Source organism: Rhodovulum marinum, from assembly GCF_004343075.1.
In the GTDB taxonomy this organism is placed as follows: Bacteria; Pseudomonadota; Alphaproteobacteria; order Rhodobacterales; family Rhodobacteraceae; genus Rhodovulum; species Rhodovulum marinum.
Genome location: NZ_SLXP01000005.1, coordinates 82,265 through 99,582, shown reverse-complemented (window position 1 = coordinate 99,582; position 17,318 = coordinate 82,265). Strand labels below are relative to the sequence as shown.

13 protein-coding genes are annotated in these 17,318 nt (G+C 67.7%); 5 read left to right on the top strand and 8 right to left on the bottom strand.

Going from position 1 to position 17,318, the window contains the following annotated elements; all coding sequences use genetic code 11:
• Positions 1–151 precede the first annotated feature (151 nt).
• The 5 genes from EV662_RS09470 to EV662_RS09450 form a co-directional block, all read right to left on the bottom strand.
• A complete protein-coding gene (locus tag EV662_RS09470) occupies positions 152–3,007 on the bottom strand; it encodes a hypothetical protein (protein WP_132461924.1) in 2,856 nt (951 codons plus the stop codon).
• Between the two features lie 100 nt (positions 3,008–3,107).
• Complete coding sequence (locus tag EV662_RS09465) at positions 3,108–3,350, bottom strand: helix-turn-helix transcriptional regulator (protein ID WP_132461923.1); 243 nt, start codon at positions 3,348–3,350, stop codon at positions 3,108–3,110.
• A gap of 75 nt (positions 3,351–3,425) precedes the next feature.
• Positions 3,426–4,136, bottom strand: a complete 711-nt coding sequence (locus EV662_RS09460) for a hypothetical protein (RefSeq protein ID WP_132461922.1) — start codon at positions 4,134–4,136, stop codon at positions 3,426–3,428.
• A 54-nt stretch (positions 4,137–4,190) separates the two neighbouring features.
• Complete coding sequence (locus tag EV662_RS09455) at positions 4,191–5,384, bottom strand: tyrosine-type recombinase/integrase (protein WP_132461921.1); 1,194 nt, start codon at positions 5,382–5,384, stop codon at positions 4,191–4,193.
• Between the two features lie 173 nt (positions 5,385–5,557).
• Complete coding sequence (locus EV662_RS09450) at positions 5,558–6,877, bottom strand: aspartate aminotransferase family protein (RefSeq protein ID WP_132461920.1); 1,320 nt, start codon at positions 6,875–6,877, stop codon at positions 5,558–5,560.
• 128 nt (positions 6,878–7,005) lie between these two features.
• Between EV662_RS09450 and EV662_RS09445 the strand changes: the two genes are divergently transcribed.
• From EV662_RS09445 to EV662_RS09430, 4 genes are all read left to right on the top strand, one after another.
• Complete coding sequence (locus EV662_RS09445) at positions 7,006–7,878, top strand: MurR/RpiR family transcriptional regulator (protein ID WP_243695818.1); 873 nt, start codon at positions 7,006–7,008, stop codon at positions 7,876–7,878.
• A 47-nt stretch (positions 7,879–7,925) separates the two neighbouring features.
• Entirely contained in the window at positions 7,926–8,894 is a 969-nt protein-coding gene (locus EV662_RS09440) for a TAXI family TRAP transporter solute-binding subunit (RefSeq protein WP_132461919.1), read from the top strand.
• Between the two features lie 131 nt (positions 8,895–9,025).
• Positions 9,026–11,635, top strand: coding sequence for a TRAP transporter permease (locus EV662_RS09435; RefSeq protein WP_132461918.1), 2,610 nt, complete (start codon positions 9,026–9,028; stop codon positions 11,633–11,635).
• Entirely contained in the window at positions 11,632–12,072 is a 441-nt protein-coding gene (locus EV662_RS09430) for a universal stress protein (RefSeq protein ID WP_132461917.1), read from the top strand. The genes EV662_RS09435 and EV662_RS09430 overlap by 4 nt, the downstream gene beginning before the upstream one ends.
• Positions 12,073–12,256: 184 nt before the next feature.
• On the opposite strand, the gene metG is transcribed toward EV662_RS09430, so the two are convergent.
• The 3 genes from metG to EV662_RS09410 form a co-directional block, all read right to left on the bottom strand.
• A complete protein-coding gene (gene metG / locus EV662_RS09425) occupies positions 12,257–13,978 on the bottom strand; it encodes a methionine--tRNA ligase (protein ID WP_132461916.1) in 1,722 nt (573 codons plus the stop codon).
• Between the two features lie 60 nt (positions 13,979–14,038).
• A complete protein-coding gene (locus EV662_RS09420) occupies positions 14,039–15,277 on the bottom strand; it encodes an MFS transporter (RefSeq protein WP_132461915.1) in 1,239 nt (412 codons plus the stop codon).
• A gap of 793 nt (positions 15,278–16,070) precedes the next feature.
• Positions 16,071–16,685: a hypothetical protein gene (locus tag EV662_RS09410; RefSeq protein WP_132461914.1), complete on the bottom strand. Its 615-nt coding sequence runs from the start codon at positions 16,683–16,685 to the stop codon at positions 16,071–16,073.
• Between the two features lie 48 nt (positions 16,686–16,733).
• Between EV662_RS09410 and EV662_RS09405 the strand changes: the two genes are divergently transcribed.
• Complete coding sequence (locus tag EV662_RS09405) at positions 16,734–17,225, top strand: DsrE family protein (protein ID WP_243695817.1); 492 nt, start codon at positions 16,734–16,736, stop codon at positions 17,223–17,225.
• Positions 17,226–17,318: the final 93 nt, after the last annotated feature.

Below are 17,318 nucleotides of genomic sequence, written 5' to 3'. Positions count from 1 at the left end.
AATCAACTGGAAAACCGGATACTGAACATTCCGCTATCCGGGTTTGACGGGTTTGGCGGGTTTGTTTTCCCCTCCTTCACCATGATGGGGTGCTGGGGCTGAATCTTCCCGGTTGACAAGAAACCCGTCAAACCCGTCAAACCCGCATATCCTAGCCATTTGGCGTTTCATCGGTGCGTGATACGCGATAGATGCGCGCGCCGGCGCTGCTGTCTTGACGGCTTGTAAGGCGCAGTCCGTTTACGATCCGCCCTTCTCGGAACTGCAAGACGCGTCCGAGGCTGCGCGCGGAGCGCACCGCGCGGTCGCCGGCCAAATCCGCGACCGCGATCTGTATGGGCGTCTGACTGAAGTCCCTTCCCATTTGGCGCATCACATCCTTTGCCGAGAACTCCTCCCTACCGAAACATTCATGCAGGGCTGCGAGGAGCGCGAACAGGGCATCTGCCGCGGGGTCGGCGGCCTGTGCCGCACGGACAAGATCCATCGGGTCACCGAACGCACCTGGTCGCAGAACGCGGTTGGCCCACACGACTGTCTGGCGGACAAGGTGGTCCCAAGCCTCGAACGAGGCCAGCCGGCCCAACGCAGGCGTATCGAGATGTGTGAAGCGCGCGCGGATCAGGGTGCAGGCGGCTGCCAGCATTTCGATGCGGTTGTCGAGCGTGTGCGCCAGCGGATCCAGGCCGAATTGCCGGGCGAAGGGTTCGTCTGTCTGAGGATCGATGCGGCAGGTGATGACGCGGCGGGGCAGATCGCCGGCAAGCGAGAGGTTGTTGCCTGTCAGGATCAGCAGCGCACGGTTCGGAATCCTGATGCTTTCCGATCTGCCCAGCACGCGATCCACGATCGCCTCGGAAGTGATGAACGCGGCCATGCTCGCGCTGTCCATCACGCCGGTGACGTTGTCCCAGACCAACGCCCGACTACCGGTCCGCAGCGCAGTGAAGAGCCGCTTGCGAACTTCCTCATCGTCGCGGCCCTGCGTGTGTGGCCAGATGTCAGGCGTCCTCCCATTCGTCAAAGCGCCGACGCACGACGCCAACAACGTCTTGCCTGACCCCTGGATCGGCGCGTCGAAGGCGAAGGCCGGTGCGGTCGGAAGGATCGGGCGCACGGCAGCCGTCAAGAGCGCGGCCAGCAGCGCCCCGCGCGCCGCGGCATCGACGAACGGAAATGACCTGAACGGCTCCAACAACCGCTCAAGTGCCTCGGCGGCTTCATTCTGATTCGGTTGCAGCGGAACGACCGGCACTTCTTCGCCCACCGGGTCGAACAGAAGTCGGGTGACGCTATCGTAACCTGGTTCCGACAGTAGGGTTCCGTCCAGGCGTATTGTGGGCCCGGTGATGACGGCCTCCAGCGGCTTGAGTTGGCGGCGCTCGCCGTGGGCAAGGATCTGCTTCAGAAGCGCGGCCGGCGGATCGCAATCTACCGGCTTCATGCCGTCGCCGCTCGGACGAGCCTTCCAGAATTGCGTTACGGTCCCGAGGTGATGTGCAAGGCCATGCTCGCAGAGGGGATGGAGGCGACCATTATCCGCAACGACTAGCTGGCCGCCGAAGTCAAAAGTCACCGGATCATGACGCAACAGGTCGATTGTAGCCGTTGCGGCCTCGGCGGTGTGTCCCTTCACCAGTTCCACGCGTGCAGGCGCGCGATGTAGCTTATAGGTGCGACCGCCGTGTGCGAAGCTGTGCAGCACCGGGCCTGCCTGCATCAGGAACAGGCGCCCGACCAGCCGCCCCCCATCGTAATCCGGCTCGACGGGATCGCGGGTCAGCGCACCGTGGTAACGGTCTCGGTCATCCAGCAGTGCGGCGACCGCGACCATTTCCACTTCGCCGTGTACCTCTACCGGCACCAGGAAGTCACCGCCGAGAACGCCGCGTTCCAACGCCTGGCGGGCGGATCCCGCGGCCGCCCGTCTCGCCTCGGGGTCTATGCACGTCTCGGGCGCAAGCATTTCCTGCACCCGCTCTTCAACCCACTTCTCCTTCGCACGCTCCGCCTCGGACGCGGCGGCGCGCTTTGCATCGGCCTTGATCTGTGCCAGCCGAGCGAGTTCGTCGCTACCGAGCGCCGGCAGCGCGGCACGCGTATCGAGGCGTTCGGCCGTGCCCTCGATGATGGCGGGATCGCCACGCCGTTGCTCCAGGCCTGGCCCGCAGTCAGCCCCGCCGGCAAAATCAAGCCGCGACGGTTGCCAGACCGACGCGTCGATCAGCGTCCGCTCCAGCATGGCGCCCGAGCCGCTGATTTCGATATGCCCGTGACCCGAAAGCCAAAGGCGGTCGACGAGGACCTTGCCGGCGCGCGGAATGTCGGTCGCGTCGGTGACGATAATGTAGAGGCGCTGGCCCTTTACGCCGCGCAACTCCTGCGCGCCGGCATAGATGCAGGATGACGCAGACGGCCACCAAAGCATTGCTGCAGATGCCAGCCCCGGCACGGCGGTGCGGATCTTTCCCACAAGGTCGTCGCGGTCAAGCGCAACGCCATCCGCGCAGGGATCGTAGTCGAGCATGAGCACGCCCGCGCCGGACGGCCACGTGAACGCCTCTTTCGTCCGGGTCGTGACCCCTTCCGAATGGCCGGCCGCCGCAAAAGCTTTACGCGTAATGAGCCGTTGCGCGGAGTTCCTTGGCTTGCCGTAGATCAAAGCCTGCGCAGGCGTAAGCGATTTCAGGAGCCTGGATAGATCGGCCAGCGTCGCGATAGTGCCGTATTCGATCGAACCCGAAACCAAATTGCCCCCCGGCAGCTTGACGAGATCATCGCCATCCAGTCGAAATCCTTTCGACAGCCGGCGCGGGCTTTGTGCGGTGATGACCGTCACGTGGGCACCGGTGATGCCGCCATCTCCGCCCCCCGGGCGGGCGTTTGGCAGCAGGGACTCGGTGTCGGAGCCGGTGGGTCCTTCATCGGTACCGGTGATGCGGCCGCTCATTGCGCGTTCCGGCGTATCGGAGACGACTTCCGGATTTGCACCGGTTTTCAGAGCCATGTCACGTCCTCGCCATTGCAAGGACCGGTCGCGGGATGTAACTTACAGGTGCGAAAGAAGAAGTCGCCCCGCCCGGTCTAAGTGCTGGGTGGGGTTTGTTTTAGGTCTTGCGCTGTTCCGACGCGCGGTCAATCACCTCGAGCACGTCCGAGAGCTTCCAGCGGGACATGCCGCCGATCTTGATCGCCGGCGGCAGCGTGCCGTCGGCGACCCGGCGCCACCAGGTTGCCTTCGAGCATCCGAGCAGCGCCGCGCCCTCGGCGTCGCGGATTAGGCATTCCCCTTTGTGCGGGCTCAGAGTGAACCCGGCCAGTGCGGTATTAGACAGTTTCTTGACAGACATGGGCAACTCCTATCGTTTTCCACGACAGGCAGTCGCATGCTGACCAAGCAAGTCGCATCGGAAAAGAAAGGCGCCTTACTTTTCCGACGTCGGCTCGCCTTGGTCGGGAAGCTTGCGTAGAACACCTTCCACGAGCAGGTCGGCGAGAAACTTTGGCTGTGGGGCCTTGTCACGGTTTTTCCAGACGGCCTCTACTGCCGAGTATGTCATCGGGTTGCCAAGATCCGTCATGACGTCGGCGACAATGTCGCAGCCGCTGGTACGCGCGGAGGTCGCCTCGTTTCGCATCGGTTTGAATCCCGCCACATCGAGCTGCCTGATCTGAGAAACGATCAGCATATTGCGCTGTGCGTCTCGGGCGTTTGAAGGACCTTTTGGCAGGGGAGGCTCGTTCACCAGTCCGCTTATCAAGTCGCGTTCCCACGCCTTCAGGGCCGGATACTGGTCCGAGAAGCCGAGCCGCGCTGAAAGTCGTAGCGCCTGAAACGTCTTGTAATCCGTGCTCGAACGCTCGATGGCATCGACCACCTCAGCTTCGGACGGGGGTGACGGCAGCGAGGGGAAGACCCCTTGCAGCTCGAGCATGCCGATATGAATGCTCATGCCGGGAGCCTTGGAGCTGCCCGGGCGGTCGACCAATTGCGATCGAAGGACTTCGGTGACTTTCTGTCGCGCCTCCTCAAGCGTGATTTGGGCTCCATCCAATCTTTCTGCCCAAGCTCGATCTTTGGCTGCCTCCACCCTTTGGTCGATGAGTTCCTGTAGGCTTCGCTCTTGCTCGTTCATCTTCCTCTTTCATGATCAATTGGTGGCAACTCGGAATCCCAATCAAGCCGCGCATCACCGATGCGCCAGCCTCACAACCTGCCCGTCCTTACCGCGGACATGATCTGCCCACCGCTCCATCAGCACGCGCCGCTGCTCCAGGAAATCGGTTCGGCGATAAGCGCGCTCGACTGAGCCGCCGACCACGTGACCCAGCGCGGTCTCGGCCACCTCGCGCGGCGTGTCCGTCGCCTCGGCGCACCAGTCGCGAAAGCTGGAACGGAAACCATGCGGCCGCGCCTCCATGCCCCGGCGCTCCATCAGGCGGGCCATCGTGGCGTCGCTGATCACGCCCTTGCGGACGCTCGGGAACAGAAATCCGTCTCGTGCGAACGGCCTCGCCTGCGCGACCACGGCCATCGCTTCGGTCGAGAGCGGCACGGCAAGATCCGCGGTGCGGTCACGGCGGCCCTTCTGCATCTCGCCCGGAACCGTCCAGACATCCCCCTCGATCTGGTCGAGCCGCAGGAAACGCAGCGGTCGCGATCGGACGGCGGTCAGGATCAAGAGCCGCAGTGCCAGATGGGTGATCGTCCCGTCCGACAGGCTGGCATAGAAGGCGGGCACCTCCCGCCAGGGGAGCGCAGGAACATGCTGCACCTTGTGCTTCTGCCGCCCGAGCAGCGCCTTGGCCTTCTCGGTCGCCTGAAGGTCGACATCGAGGCCGAGGGCGGCGGCATGCTTGAGGCAGATCCCAAGCCGGTTCATCGCCTTGCGCGCGGTGTCGGCCTTGCTGTGCCAGATCGGGCGCAACGTGTCGCGAATGTCCTGCTGGTCGATCTGGCTGACCGGAACGCCGCCGAGCTTGGGCAAGACGTAGAGTTCGAGGGGCGAGAACCAGCGGCCGGCCTTGCCGTCATCCTTGAGGTCGGCCTTGCGGCTCTCGAAGGCGTCCTGCGCGATGTCCCGCAGCAGATGCATGTTGCGCGCCGCAACTCTGGCCAGGCGCTGTCGCTCCTTCACCGGATCGACGCCCTTGCGCGCGATCGCCCGCCACTTCTCTGCCTCCTCGCGCGCCTCCTTCAGGGAAACGTGGTGCAGCGACCCCAGCCCCATCTCCCGACGGCGCCCGTGCACGGTGACGCGAAGAAACCATTGCGCGCCACCATCCGGGCGCTTGTTGAGCCAGAGCCCACCGCCATCGGCGTATTTCCCGGGCGGGGCCGACCGAACCTTTGCTGCCGAGAGCCTGTGCAAGGCACGTGTCATTCAGACCACCCATCAATCCACCCACAACATGTAGCATGAATTGAGATGGCTTGAAATGGCCTGATCTGACCTGCCCTTTAAAAATTGGGACCAATGAGGCAGGGCAAGGCGCGTGAGAGTAAGTGAGACCACAAGATATGGGTATTCGCTGCCGGCCGCGGGCACCAGCGCGATCAGATCGCCCGGGCCAGGGCGGTGCCCAGCTTGTCCACGATCTCGTCGATATGGGCGTCTTCCAGGATGAAGGGCGGGGCCAGCAGGACGTGGTCGCCCTGGCGCCCGTCGATCGTGCCGCCCATCGGGTAGCAGATCAGCCCGGCCTCGAACGCCGCCGCCTTCAGCCGCGCGCTGACCTTGCGCGCGGGGTCGAAGGGGCGTTTCGTCTCGCGGTCCTCGACGAATTCCATCCCCCGGAACATCCCGCGCCCGCGGATGTCGCCGACATGGGGGTGCTGGCCGAACGCCGCCTCCAGCGCGGATTGCAGCCGCTCGCCCATCACCCGCGCCCGGTCCGCCAGACCGCCCTCGGTCAGCCTGGTCAGCACGGCAAGGGCCGCGGCCGCCGCGACCGGGTGGCCCAGGTAGGTATGCCCGTGCTGGAAGAACCCCGAACCGTCCGCGATGGCATCGTGAATCTTGGCCGTGCACAGCATCGCGCCGATCGGCTGATAGCCCGCGCCCAGGCCCTTGGCGATGGCGGTGATGTCGGGCACCACCCCGTCCTGGTCACAGGCGAACAGCGTGCCGGTGCGGCCCATCCCGCACATCACCTCGTCCAGGATCAACAGGATGCCATGGGTGTCGCAGATCTCGCGGATGCGCTTGAAATACCCCTCGACGGGCGGCACCGCGCCCAGGGTCGCGCCCACCACCGGTTCGGCGACAAAGGCCATCACCGTGTCGGGGCCCAGCCGCGCGATCTCGGCCTCCAGCTCGTTGGCGACGCGCTGGCCATAGTCCCAGTCGCTCTCGCCCTCGGCCCGGCCGCGATAGGCGTAGCAGGGCGAAATATGGGTGGTTTCGATCATCAGCGGCGCGAACGGTTCGCGCCGCCACATGTTGCCCCCTGTCGCCAACGCGCCCAGCGTGTTGCCGTGATAGCTTTGGCGCCGCGCGATCACCCGGTGGCGCGTGGGCTGGCCGATCTCGATGAAATACTGGCGCGCCAGCTTCAGCGCCGCCTCCATCGCCTCGGACCCGCCAGAGACCAGGTAAACCCGGTCCAGACCCGCCGGCGCATGGTCGATCAGCATGTCGGCCAGCCGCTCGGCGGGGTCCGAGGTGAAGAACCCGGTATGGGCAAAGGCCACGCGGTCCAGCTGCGCCTTGATCGCCGCCGTCACCTGCGGGTCGCCATGGCCCAGGCAGGACACCGCAGCCCCCCCCGACCCGTCGAGATAGCGTTTGCCGTCGGTGTCGATCAGGTAGACGCCGTCGCCGCGGGCGACCATGGGCGGGGCGGCGCGGGAATTGCGGGGGAAGATATGGGACATGGGGCGGGCCCTTGGGGCGCGAGTCGCGCGGGTGACGTTCGGTCAAAGATTGAAACAGACGTTTCAGCAATTGACAACGGGCAAAACGGTTGAAACGCTGCGTTTCAACGATTCTTCACGGGGGGTGCATGACCGACAGCCCGTCCATCGAGGACAAGATCGCGGCCGCATACGGCACGCTCAGCGCCAAGCTGCGCGACGCCGCCGATTACGTGGCCGGGCATCCCGTCGACGTGGCCACCCGGTCGCTGCGCTCGATCTCGGCCTCCTCGGGGCTGGCCCCGGCGACCTTCTCGCGGCTGGCCCGCGCGCTGGGCTTTGCCAGCTACGAGGAAATGCGCGAACTTTCCCGCAACGCGGTCGGCCGGCGCTATGTCAGCTTTTCCGAACGGGTCCAGCGCCTTCAGGCCGAGGCCGAGGCGGGCGCCCAGCCGCCCTTCCTGACGCGCCAGGCCAGCGCCTGCGCGGCCAATATCGAGGCGATGACCCGCCTGATCGACCCCGCCCGGCTCGAGGCCACGGTCGACCGCCTGCACCGGGCGGAAAACGTGGTCCTGTACGGCGCGCTGGGGTCCACCGGTATCGTCGAATACATGGCCTACATGGGCAATTACTTCGCCTCGAACTGGCGGCTGGCCGGGCGCATGGGCGCGTCGCTGGCCACCGCGATGGCCGACCTGACCCAGGCCGACGCGCTGATCGTGCTGACCAAGCCGCCCTTCGCCCGCCGCGCCGTCCGCGCCGCCGAGATGGGGCGCGAGCGCGGCGCCTACGTGGTGGTGATGACCGACACCCATAGCTGTCCGGCGCTGAAATGGGCCGATTCCGGCTTCATCCTGCCCTCGGACAGCCCGCAATTCTTCTCCTCCTACGCCGCCAGCCTGGTGCTGGCCGAAACGATCATCGGCATGCTGGCCGCGCGGGCAGGCCCCGCCGCCAAGGCCCGGATCGAGGAGGTGGAGGCCCGCAATCACCGGCTCGAGGAATTCTGGAGCACGTGATCCCAAGCCGCGAACGCAAACGACAATCCAACGAAGGGAGTAACTTCATGTTTGCACGACTGAAACTGACCGCTGCCGCCGCCGCGCTGACCGCGATGGCCGCACCCGTCGCCGCCGAGGAATTCATCACCATCGGCACCGGCGGCGTGACCGGCGTCTACTACCCCACCGGCGGCGCGATCTGCCGGCTGGTGAACAAGGGCCGCAAGGAACACGGCATCCGCTGCTCGGTCGAATCCACCGGCGGGTCGGTCTACAACCTGAAAACCATCCGCGCGGGCGAACTGGAATTCGGCGTCGCCCAGTCCGACTGGCAGTTCCACGCCTATAACGGCACCTCGGACAATTTCGAGGCGGACGGCCCGTTCGAAGGCCTGCGCGCGGTGTTCTCGATCCACCCCGAGCCCTTCACCGTGGTCGCCCGCTCCGACAGCGGCATCAAGGAATTCGCCGATCTCAAGGGCAAGCGCGTGAACCTCGGCAACCCCGGTTCGGGCGCCCGCGGCACGTTCGAGATCGTGATGGGCGAACTGGGCTGGACCACCGATGATTTCGAACTGGCCGCCGAGCTGAAACCGGCCGAGCAGTCCGCCGCGCTCTGCGACAACCAGGTGGATGCCATCGTGTTCACCGTGGGCCACCCGTCCGGCACCATCCAGGAGGCCACCACGGCCTGCGACTCGGTGCTGGTGAACGTCACCGGCCCGGCGATCGACAAGCTGATCGCGGAAAACTCCTACTACCGCACGGCCACGATCCCCGGCGGCATGTATCGCGGCACCGACGAGGACGTGACCACCTTCGGCGTGGGCGCGACCTTCGTCACCTCGGCCGACGTGTCCGAAGAGGCGGTCTACCAGGTCGTCAAGGCGGTGTTCGACAATTTCGACGACTTCAAGGGGCTGCACCCGGCCTTTGCCAACCTGAAAGCCGAAGAAATGATCAAGGACGGCCTGTCGGCGCCGCTGCATGACGGTGCCGCGCGCTATTACCGCGAAAAGGGCTGGATCGAGTAAGCCGGTCTGCCATTATGACCCAACGGCCGGGGCACGCGGACGCGTGCCCCGGCCCCCGAAAGGCGCGGAAACAGCGCCGGTAAACGACAAAGCCGCGCCACCTTCGCGGCCCAGCCGGGAGAACCAGGCCGATGTCCCAGACGACAGCCAAGGGCCGTGCCCTGTCCGAAGAGGAACTCCAGGACCTCGTCGCAGCCTCCGATTCAGGCGCGCGCAACCCCGCCGGGCCGGTCGGCCTGTTCCTGGCCGCGGTCGCGGTGATCTGGTCTGTGTTCCAGGTGCTGCTGGCCTCGCCCATCGCCAATTACGTGCTGCCCGGCGACCTGATCAACAATTCGCGCCAGATCCACCTGGCCTTCGCGATCTTCCTGGCCTTCGCCGCCTACCCGGCCTTCCGGTCCAGCCCGCGCCGGCGTATCCCGATCCAGGACTGGGTCTATGCCATCGTCGGCGCCTTCATCGCGATGTATGGCTATTTCTTCTATGAAAAGATCGTCCAGTCGGGCGGTTTGGCCGACAACGTGGACAAGTGGTTCGCCCTCGCCGGTCTGATCCTGCTGTTCGAGGCCGCCCGCCGTGCCCTCGGCCCCGCCATGGCGATCATCGCCACCGTCTTCCTCATGTACGTCTTCTTCGGCTCGTCCTCCTGGGTGCCCGAGGTGATCCGCTGGAAGGGCGCCAGCCTGCAAAAGGCCATGAGCCACATGTGGATCACCTCCGAAGGCGTGTTCGGCATCGCGCTGGGCGTGTCCACCAAGTTCGTGTTCCTGTTCGTCCTGTTCGGCGCGCTCTTGGAAAAGGCCGGGGCGGGCAACTACTTCATCAAGATGGCCTTCGGCGCGCTGGGCCACCTGCGCGGCGGCCCGGCCAAGGCCGCGGTCGTGGGGTCCGCCGCCACCGGCCTGATCTCGGGCTCTTCCATCGCCAACGTGGTCACCACCGGCACCTTCACGATCCCGCTGATGAAACGCGTGGGCTTCACCTCGGAACAGGCGGGCTCGGTCGAGGTGGCCAGTTCCGTCAACGGCCAGATCATGCCCCCCGTCATGGGTGCCGCGGCCTTCCTGATGGTCGAATATGTCGGCATTTCCTATGTCGAGGTCATCACCCATGCCTTCCTGCCGGCCGTGATCTCCTACATCGCGCTGGTCTATATCGTGCACCTCGAGGCGGTGAAGCGGAACATGCCCACGCTGGGCGACCGCGTGGTCTCGCTGGGCCGCACCATCGGGGGGATGTTCGCCTTCTTCGCGGGCTTCGCCGCGCTCTGCTACTTCGTGCAGTATCCCGTCGGCTGGGTCGCCGCCGCCGTGCCCGAGGGCGCGGGCTGGGTGCTGGCGGCGCTGATCTTCGTGGCCTATGTCGCCCTGCTGGCGCTGGCCGCCACCGTGCCCGACCTCGAACCCGACGATCCCAACGCCCCGGATGTGCGCCTGCCCGTGGTGGGCGAGATCTACAAGTCCGGCCTCTACTTCCTGCTGCCGATCATCGTGCTGGTCTACTTCCTGATGATCGAACAGAAATCGCCCGGCCTCTCGGCCTTCTGGGCGACGGCGCTCCTGTTCGCGATCCTGCTGACCCAGCGCCCGCTCAAGGCGCTGTTCCGCGGCGGGCGGGCCATGGTGCCCGCCTTCAGGGCCGGCGTCGTCGACCTGGTCGAGGGGCTGATCGCGGGCGCGCGCAACATGATCGGCATCGGGCTTGCCACCGCCACCGCCGGCGTGATCGTCGGCACCGTGACGCTGACCGGCATCGGCCAGGTGATGGCCGATCTCGTCGAATTCGTCTCGGGCGGCAACCTGATCCTGATGCTGGTCTTCGTGGGCATCCTGTCGCTGATCCTCGGCATGGGCCTGCCCACCACCGCGAACTACATCGTCGTCTCGTCTCTTATGGCGGGCGTCGTGGTGGAACTCGGCGCGCAATCGGGCCTGATCGTGCCGCTGATCGCGGTGCACCTCTTCGTGTTCTACTTCGGCATCATGGCGGATGTGACACCCCCCGTGGGGCTGGCCTCTTTCGCGGCCGCCGCCGTGTCCGGGGGTGACGCGATCCGCACCGGCTTCACCGCCTTCTTCTACAGCTTGCGCACCGTCGCGTTGCCCTTCGTGTTCATCTTCAACACCGATCTCCTGCTGATCGACGTGGGCTGGCTGCAGGGCATCCTCGTCTTCGTGGTCGCCACCATCGCGATCCTCGTCTTCACCGCGGGCACCATGGGCTGGTTCCTGACGAAAAACCGCCTCTACGAAAGCGTCGCGCTGATCCTGATCGCCTTCGCGCTGTTCCGGCCCGACTACTTCATGAACAAGCTGCAACCCCCCTTCGCCGACCTGCCGCCCGCCCAGCTGGAACAGGCGCTGGCCCAGGCGAACCCGGGCGACACCATCCGCGTCCGCGTCGCCGGGCCCGATTTCGACACGCTGGAACCGAAAGAGACCAGCCTCGTGATCTCGGTGCCCGATGCCGAGGGCGGCGCCGCCCGGCTCCAGGCCACCGGCCTGCTGCCCTATGAAGAGGACGGCGTCGTGAAACTCGAAGAACCGATGTTCGGCACGCCCTTCGCCGACACGCTGCAGGGCTTCGACTTCTACGGCGACGACCCGGTCACACTGTCGGCGCTGCGCGTGCCGCGCCCGCAACTTCCGCAGGAACTGGTCTTTCTCCCCGCGCTCTTGCTGCTCGGCGCAGTCGCCTGGCTGCAACTGGGCCGCGCCCAACGCCAAAAGGTGCCCGCATGAGTGCCGCGATCCTCGCCGCCATCGACGTCAGCCAACCCGAACTGGACCGCGAGGTCCTGCGCGTGGCCGAGAAACTCGCCCGCCTCGACGGCGCCCGGCTCGACCTGATCACCGTCGTCCCCGATTTCGGGATGAGCGTGGTGGGCCAGTTCTTCGACCAGGGCTTCCACGACAAGGCGGTGGCCAAGGCCCGGAAAATCCTCAACGATTTCGCCATCGACGTGATCGGTGCCGAGGCCAACCAGGCCGTCCGCCACATCGTGGCCACCGGCAAGGCCTACGAGGAAATCCTCCACGCCGCGCGCGAGGCCGGCACCGACCTCATCGTGATCGGCTCGCACAAACCCGAACTGCGCGACTACCTGCTCGGCCCCAACGCCGCCCGCGTGGTGCGCCATTCCGATTGCTCGGTCTACGTGGTGCGCCAACCCACCTGATCCGACGGTTCGACCCGTTCTCCAGTCGCCTGGGCGACCGCGCAGAACGGTGCCGGACGCCCCCGGCTTCTTCTGGCGGCAAATATCCCCGCCGGAGGCGCGCCCGGCCCGGCCGGGCGCCATGCCCAACGCCGGACAAGCGCGGCGCAGCCGCGCGCGGGCCGGGGGCGGGAGCGCCCCCGCCTCAGCCCCGCTGCCCCGCGAATTGCGCCTGCCAGCCCTCGCGTTCCTCGTCGGCGATCTTGCGGAACAGCATCTCGGGCGTCTCGAACCCGTGCCCGGGCGCCAGCACCGCCATTTCCTCGATCAGGTTCTCGCCCGGCCAGCCGGCCGCCCCCGTCTTCATCGCCGCCAGCATCGCGGCGCTCGCATCGGGGATGAAGGGCGCGGACAGAACCGCGTAGAACCGGATCAGGTTCAGCGAGAACCGGATGATCGCGGCGGCCTCGTCCGGGTCGGTCTTGAACGCGGTCCAGGGCGCGGCGGCCTGCAGGTACTCGTTGCCCAGCACCCAGATCGCCCGCAGCTCGCCCGCCGCCTTGCGCACCTCGATCGCGTCCATGTGGTCCTGGTAGGCCCGCAGCCGGATATACAGATCGTCGATCAGCGCGTTCTCGCGCTCGCCATAGGCGCCGCCCGCCGGAACCTCTTCGCCGAACTTGGACCGGCAGAACTTGGTCACGCGGCTGACGAAATTGCCCAGCACATCGGCCAGGTCCTTGTTCACCGCTTGCTGGAAATTCTCCCAGGTGAATTCGCTGTCCGATGTTTCCGGCGCATGGGACAACAGCCACCAGCGCCAGTAATCGCTGGGCAGGATCGCCAGCGCCTGGTCCATGAACACGCCACGCCCCTGGCTGGTCGAGAACTGCCCGCCGTCATAGTTCAGGTAGTTGAACGACTTGATGTAATCGACCAGCTTCCACGGATCGCGCGAGCCCATGATCGTGGCCGGGAAGGACAGCGTGTGGAACGGCACGTTGTCCTTGCCCATGAATTGCACGTATCGAACATCCTCGGCGCCCTCGTCGGTGCGCCACCAGCGCCGCCAGTCGGCCTCGGCCTTGCCGTTCGCCTCGGCCCATTCGGCGGCCGCGGCGATGTACTCGATGGGCGCGTCGAACCACACGTAAAAGACCTTGCCCTCCATCCCCGGCCAGTCGTCTTCGCCGCGCTTGACCGGGATGCCCCAATCCAGGTCGCGTGTGATGCCCCGGTCCTGCAGCCCGTCGCCGTCGTTCAGCCATTTCTTGGCGATCGAGGTGGTCAGGATCGGCCAGTCGGTTTTCGAGTCGATCCAGGCCTCCAGCTCGTCCTTCATCAGGGATTGCCGCAGGTACAGGTGCTTGGTCTCGCGCACCTCCAGGTCGGTGGACCCCGAAATCGCGCTGCGCGGCTCGATCAGGTCGGTCGGGTCCAGCTGTTTCGTGCAGTTCTCGCACTGGTCGCCGCGCGCCTTGTCATAGCCGCAATTCGGGCAGGTCCCCTCGATATAGCGGTCGGGCAGGAACCGCTTGTCGGCGTGGGAATAGACCTGCCGTTCGGTGCGCTCCTCGATATAGCCGTTCTCGGCTAGCCGGCCCGCGAAATACTGGGTCAGATGGTGGTTCTGCGGGCTCGACGAGCGCCCGAAATGGTCGAAGGACAGCCGGAAGCCGCGCGCCAGTTCCGCCTGAACGCCATGCATCCGCGCGCAATACTCCGCCACCGGCTCGCCGGTCTTGGCGGCGGCCAGTTCCGCGGGCGTGCCATGTTCGTCGGTGGCACACAGGAACATCACCTCGTGGCCGCGCGCGCGGCAATAACGGGCGTAAAGATCGGCGGGCAACTGGCTGCCGACCAGGTTGCCCAGGTGCTTGATCCCGTTGATATAGGGGATCGCCGAGGTGATGAGGATGCGTGCCATGGGGCCCTTGCCTTCTTGCCGAGCGTCGGCGCCCCGTTTAGCCCAAGGGCGCGGCGATGGCTAGCGGCTGTCGGTGGGGCGCTTCTCGCGGCTGGGCTTGGTCAGCCGGCCGATCAGGAACGAGGTGCGCGGCGTCCAGACATAGGCCGTGCGCGGCCCGCGCGCGGGGCGGCTGCGCATCCGGGCCAGCCCGAACAGGACCAGCCCCGCATGCCCCGCGGCGATCATCCAGAACAGCGCCTGCGGCCCGAACCGGTCGATCACCCCCGAGGCCGCCAGCGGCGAGGCGATGGCCCCCAGCGCGAAGAAGAACATCAGCGCCGCCGACAGCTCCACCCGGTCCTGGCTTTCGGCCCAGTCATGGGCATGCGCGGCCGAGACCGAGTAGACCGGGAAGGTCGTCGCGCCGAACAGCATGGCCGACAGGAACACCGCCGTCGTGCCCCCGCCCGCCACCGCCACCGTGACCGCCGAGGCCGCGATCGCGGCCAGCGACAGGCCGATCAGCACGTGGCGCCGGTCGACCTTGTCGGCCAGCGCGCCCACGGGATATTGCGCCAGCGCCCCGCCACCCACGAAGGCCGCCAGGAACAGGCCGATCTGGTCGGGCCTCAACCCCACCTCCTGGCCGTAGACGGGGCCCACCATGCGGAACGCCGCCGAGGTAAGGCCCGCCACGATCACCCCCACCGTCGCCAGCGGCGACAGCCGGAAGGCCAGGCCGGGGCGCAGGCGCGGGGCCTCGGGCGTTTCGGGCTGGGGCAGGGTGGACAGCGTCAGCGGCAGAAGCGCCGCGCAACAGATCAGCGCAAGCAGGTTGTAGGAGACATAGGCCGCCGGCGGCAGCACCGCGATCAGCAGCTGCGCGGCCAGCGACGCGCCCATGTCGGCGATCCGGTAGGTGCCCATCGCCCGGCCGCGGGTCTCGTTGGTCAGCTTGGCGTTCAGCCAGGCCTCGATCACCGTGTAACAGCCCGCCACGCACAGGCCCACGGCCATGCGCATCCCCGCCCAGGCCAGCGGGTCGACCACCATCATGTGCGCGATCAGCCCCATCGCCCCCAGCGCGGTAAAGGCCGCGAAGGCGCGCGAATGGCCCACCGTGCCCATCAGCCGCGGCGCCCACCAGCAGCCGACGAAGAACCCCAGGAAATGCGCCGAACCCAGGAGGCCGACCTGGGCCGTGGAAAAGCCCAGCGCCAGCCCCGAGAGCGCATCGAGCGGCCCGACGCCGCCCGAGGACAGCTGGAGCAGGACGACCGAAAGGAACAGGGCGGCGAAGGAGATCATCAGGCGCATGGCCTTTCCGTGCTAGCCGCTGCGGGGATGAGGTGCAGGGCGGAAAGCGACATGGGGGTGACGTTTCCGTGACGGGGGTGACTCCGCCCGGCGTGGTGCCGGGGGAGGTGTTTCGCCTCGCTGCGCGAGGCGACCGGGGGGCGGGGGGGGGGGGGCCCGCCCCCCCGGGGGGGGGGGGGGGGGGCCCCGCCGCCGGGGGGGGGGGGGGGTGGGGGCGGGGGGGGGGGGGTGGGGGGGGGGGGGGGGGGGGGGGGGGGGCCGGGGGGGGGGGGGGGGGCGGGGGGGGGGGCGCGCCCCCCCCCCCCCCCCCCCCCCCCGGGGGGGGATGGGGGGCGGCCTGGCACGAGGCCGGGTGCGTGTGTTGGGGCCGGTCTGGCTGGTGTGCCTTTGGGTCGGGGGCGGGCTGGGCAGGTTCGGGCGAATGGGACGGTTGTGGCCGGGCGCCGGTCGGGAAGGTCCCGGATGCCGGTGCGTGCGGGGTGGACAGGGGCGTTTCCGGGGTGTTGGGACGGTGGACCTGCTGGTGATCGGTGCAGGGTTTTTGGTGCGGTTCTGTCCGGGGCAGAGGTCGTGCGGCTTGGGGGCTGTGCCGCCGGGAGTATTTGGGCCAAGAAAAAGCGGACAGGTGGGATGTGGGCGGCTATCGCCGGGACCGGGCCGCGCCGGGGGCGTCAGCCCCCGGCGCGGGTCGCCCCGCGCAAGCGGGGCGAAACCGGAGGTGTGGCGATGCCGCCGGGCCTGTGCCGCCGGGCCTGTGCCGCCGGGCCTGTGCCGCCGGGCCTGTGCCGCCGGGTCAGGCCCCCGCGGGTGTGCCGAGCGGGGCGGGGTGCAGTGTCAGCCGGCCGTCCGTGTCGCAGAGCCGCCAGGCGCGCGGCGGCGCGGTGCGGGCGCGGCGGCGTTCGAGGTGCCACGCGGTCCGGTCCGGCGCGTGGCGCGGGGCCATGTGCCAGCGGGTTTCGACCCCCGCCGCGCCGCCCGCGCCCGGCGTCAGGAGCAGCCCCAGCGGCGCGCCGTGCCCCGTTCCGGCCCCCGCCTCGGCGGCCAGGTGCAGCCGGCGGACCGGGGTCAGGGGGGGCGGTTCGGGCAGTTCGGCCACCACCACCGGCACCACGCCGGCCCGCAGCGCCTCTTCCATCGACCACAACAGGTCCTCGGCCCGTTTCGGGCGGACCAGGATCAGCCGCCCCGGCGCCAGCCGTTCGGCCACCGTGTCGGGGTAGAGCCGGGCGGGCGCCCAGGCCGGTGCGATCCACAGCACCGGCCCCGCGGCCGCGCCCGCCAGCAGCAGCGCCAGCATGTGCCGCGCCGGGCCGCAAAGTTCATGCGCGCGGGCCAGCGGCAGCGCGATCTCCGACAGCAGGGTCAGGGCCGGGCGGTCCCGGTGTGGGGCGCGGGTGAGGGTACTCATGGGGGAAAGGTAAGATGTTCATCAAATGTTCTCAAGATTTTTCCCGCATTGCCCGAAGGCCCGCCCCTGTTACACGTCCGCCCCCTGAAGGGAGGAGAGACCACGAAGCCACTTGCACTGGCGGGGCTGGCCGCCCTTGCCGCCGCGCCCATGGCCTGGGCCGAGGGGCGGACCCATCACGTCGCCGTCCATGTCAACCAGGCCGACCCGCAGCTGATGAACATGGCGCTGAACAACGTGCAGAACCTCGCCGCCCATTACCGCGGGCAGGGCGACGCGGTGGTGATCGAGGTCGTCGCCTACGGCCCCGGCCTCAACATGCTGATCCCCGGCAAAAGCCCGGTGGAGGACCGCATCTCGACCATGGCGCTGGAGATGGGCGAGGGGCTGACCTTTTCGGCCTGCGGCAACACCCACCGCAAGATGAGCGCAAGGGCCGGCCGGGAAATCGCCCTGCTGGACGAGGCGCGGATCGTGCCCTCGGGCGTGGTGCGGCTGGTCGAGTTGCAGGAGAACGGGTTCAGCTACGTCCGGCCGTGAGGCCCCGGGAAGGGCCGGCCCGGGCGGCCCGCGTCCCGGTTTCGCCCCGGCTGACGCCGGGCCGACCCGCCGGGGGGCGCTGCCCCCCGGACC

Coding starts and splice junctions, on each gene's coding strand:
- EV662_RS09430 (WP_132461917.1), top strand. CDS start 11,632: ATGAGTGCCGCGATCCTCGCCGCCATCGACGTCAGCCAACCCGAACTG.
- EV662_RS09465 (WP_132461923.1), bottom strand. CDS start 3,350: ATGTCTGTCAAGAAACTGTCTAATACCGCACTGGCCGGGTTCACTCTG.
- EV662_RS09455 (WP_132461921.1), bottom strand. CDS start 5,384: ATGACACGTGCCTTGCACAGGCTCTCGGCAGCAAAGGTTCGGTCGGCC.
- EV662_RS09470 (WP_132461924.1), bottom strand. CDS start 3,007: ATGGCTCTGAAAACCGGTGCAAATCCGGAAGTCGTCTCCGATACGCCG.
- EV662_RS09450 (WP_132461920.1), bottom strand. CDS start 6,877: ATGTCCCATATCTTCCCCCGCAATTCCCGCGCCGCCCCGCCCATGGTC.
- EV662_RS09420 (WP_132461915.1), bottom strand. CDS start 15,277: ATGCGCCTGATGATCTCCTTCGCCGCCCTGTTCCTTTCGGTCGTCCTG.
- metG (WP_132461916.1), bottom strand. CDS start 13,978: ATGGCACGCATCCTCATCACCTCGGCGATCCCCTATATCAACGGGATC.
- EV662_RS09435 (WP_132461918.1), top strand. CDS start 9,026: ATGTCCCAGACGACAGCCAAGGGCCGTGCCCTGTCCGAAGAGGAACTC.
- EV662_RS09460 (WP_132461922.1), bottom strand. CDS start 4,136: ATGAACGAGCAAGAGCGAAGCCTACAGGAACTCATCGACCAAAGGGTG.
- EV662_RS09440 (WP_132461919.1), top strand. CDS start 7,926: ATGTTTGCACGACTGAAACTGACCGCTGCCGCCGCCGCGCTGACCGCG.
- EV662_RS09410 (WP_132461914.1), bottom strand. CDS start 16,685: ATGAGTACCCTCACCCGCGCCCCACACCGGGACCGCCCGGCCCTGACC.
- EV662_RS09445 (WP_243695818.1), top strand. CDS start 7,006: ATGACCGACAGCCCGTCCATCGAGGACAAGATCGCGGCCGCATACGGC.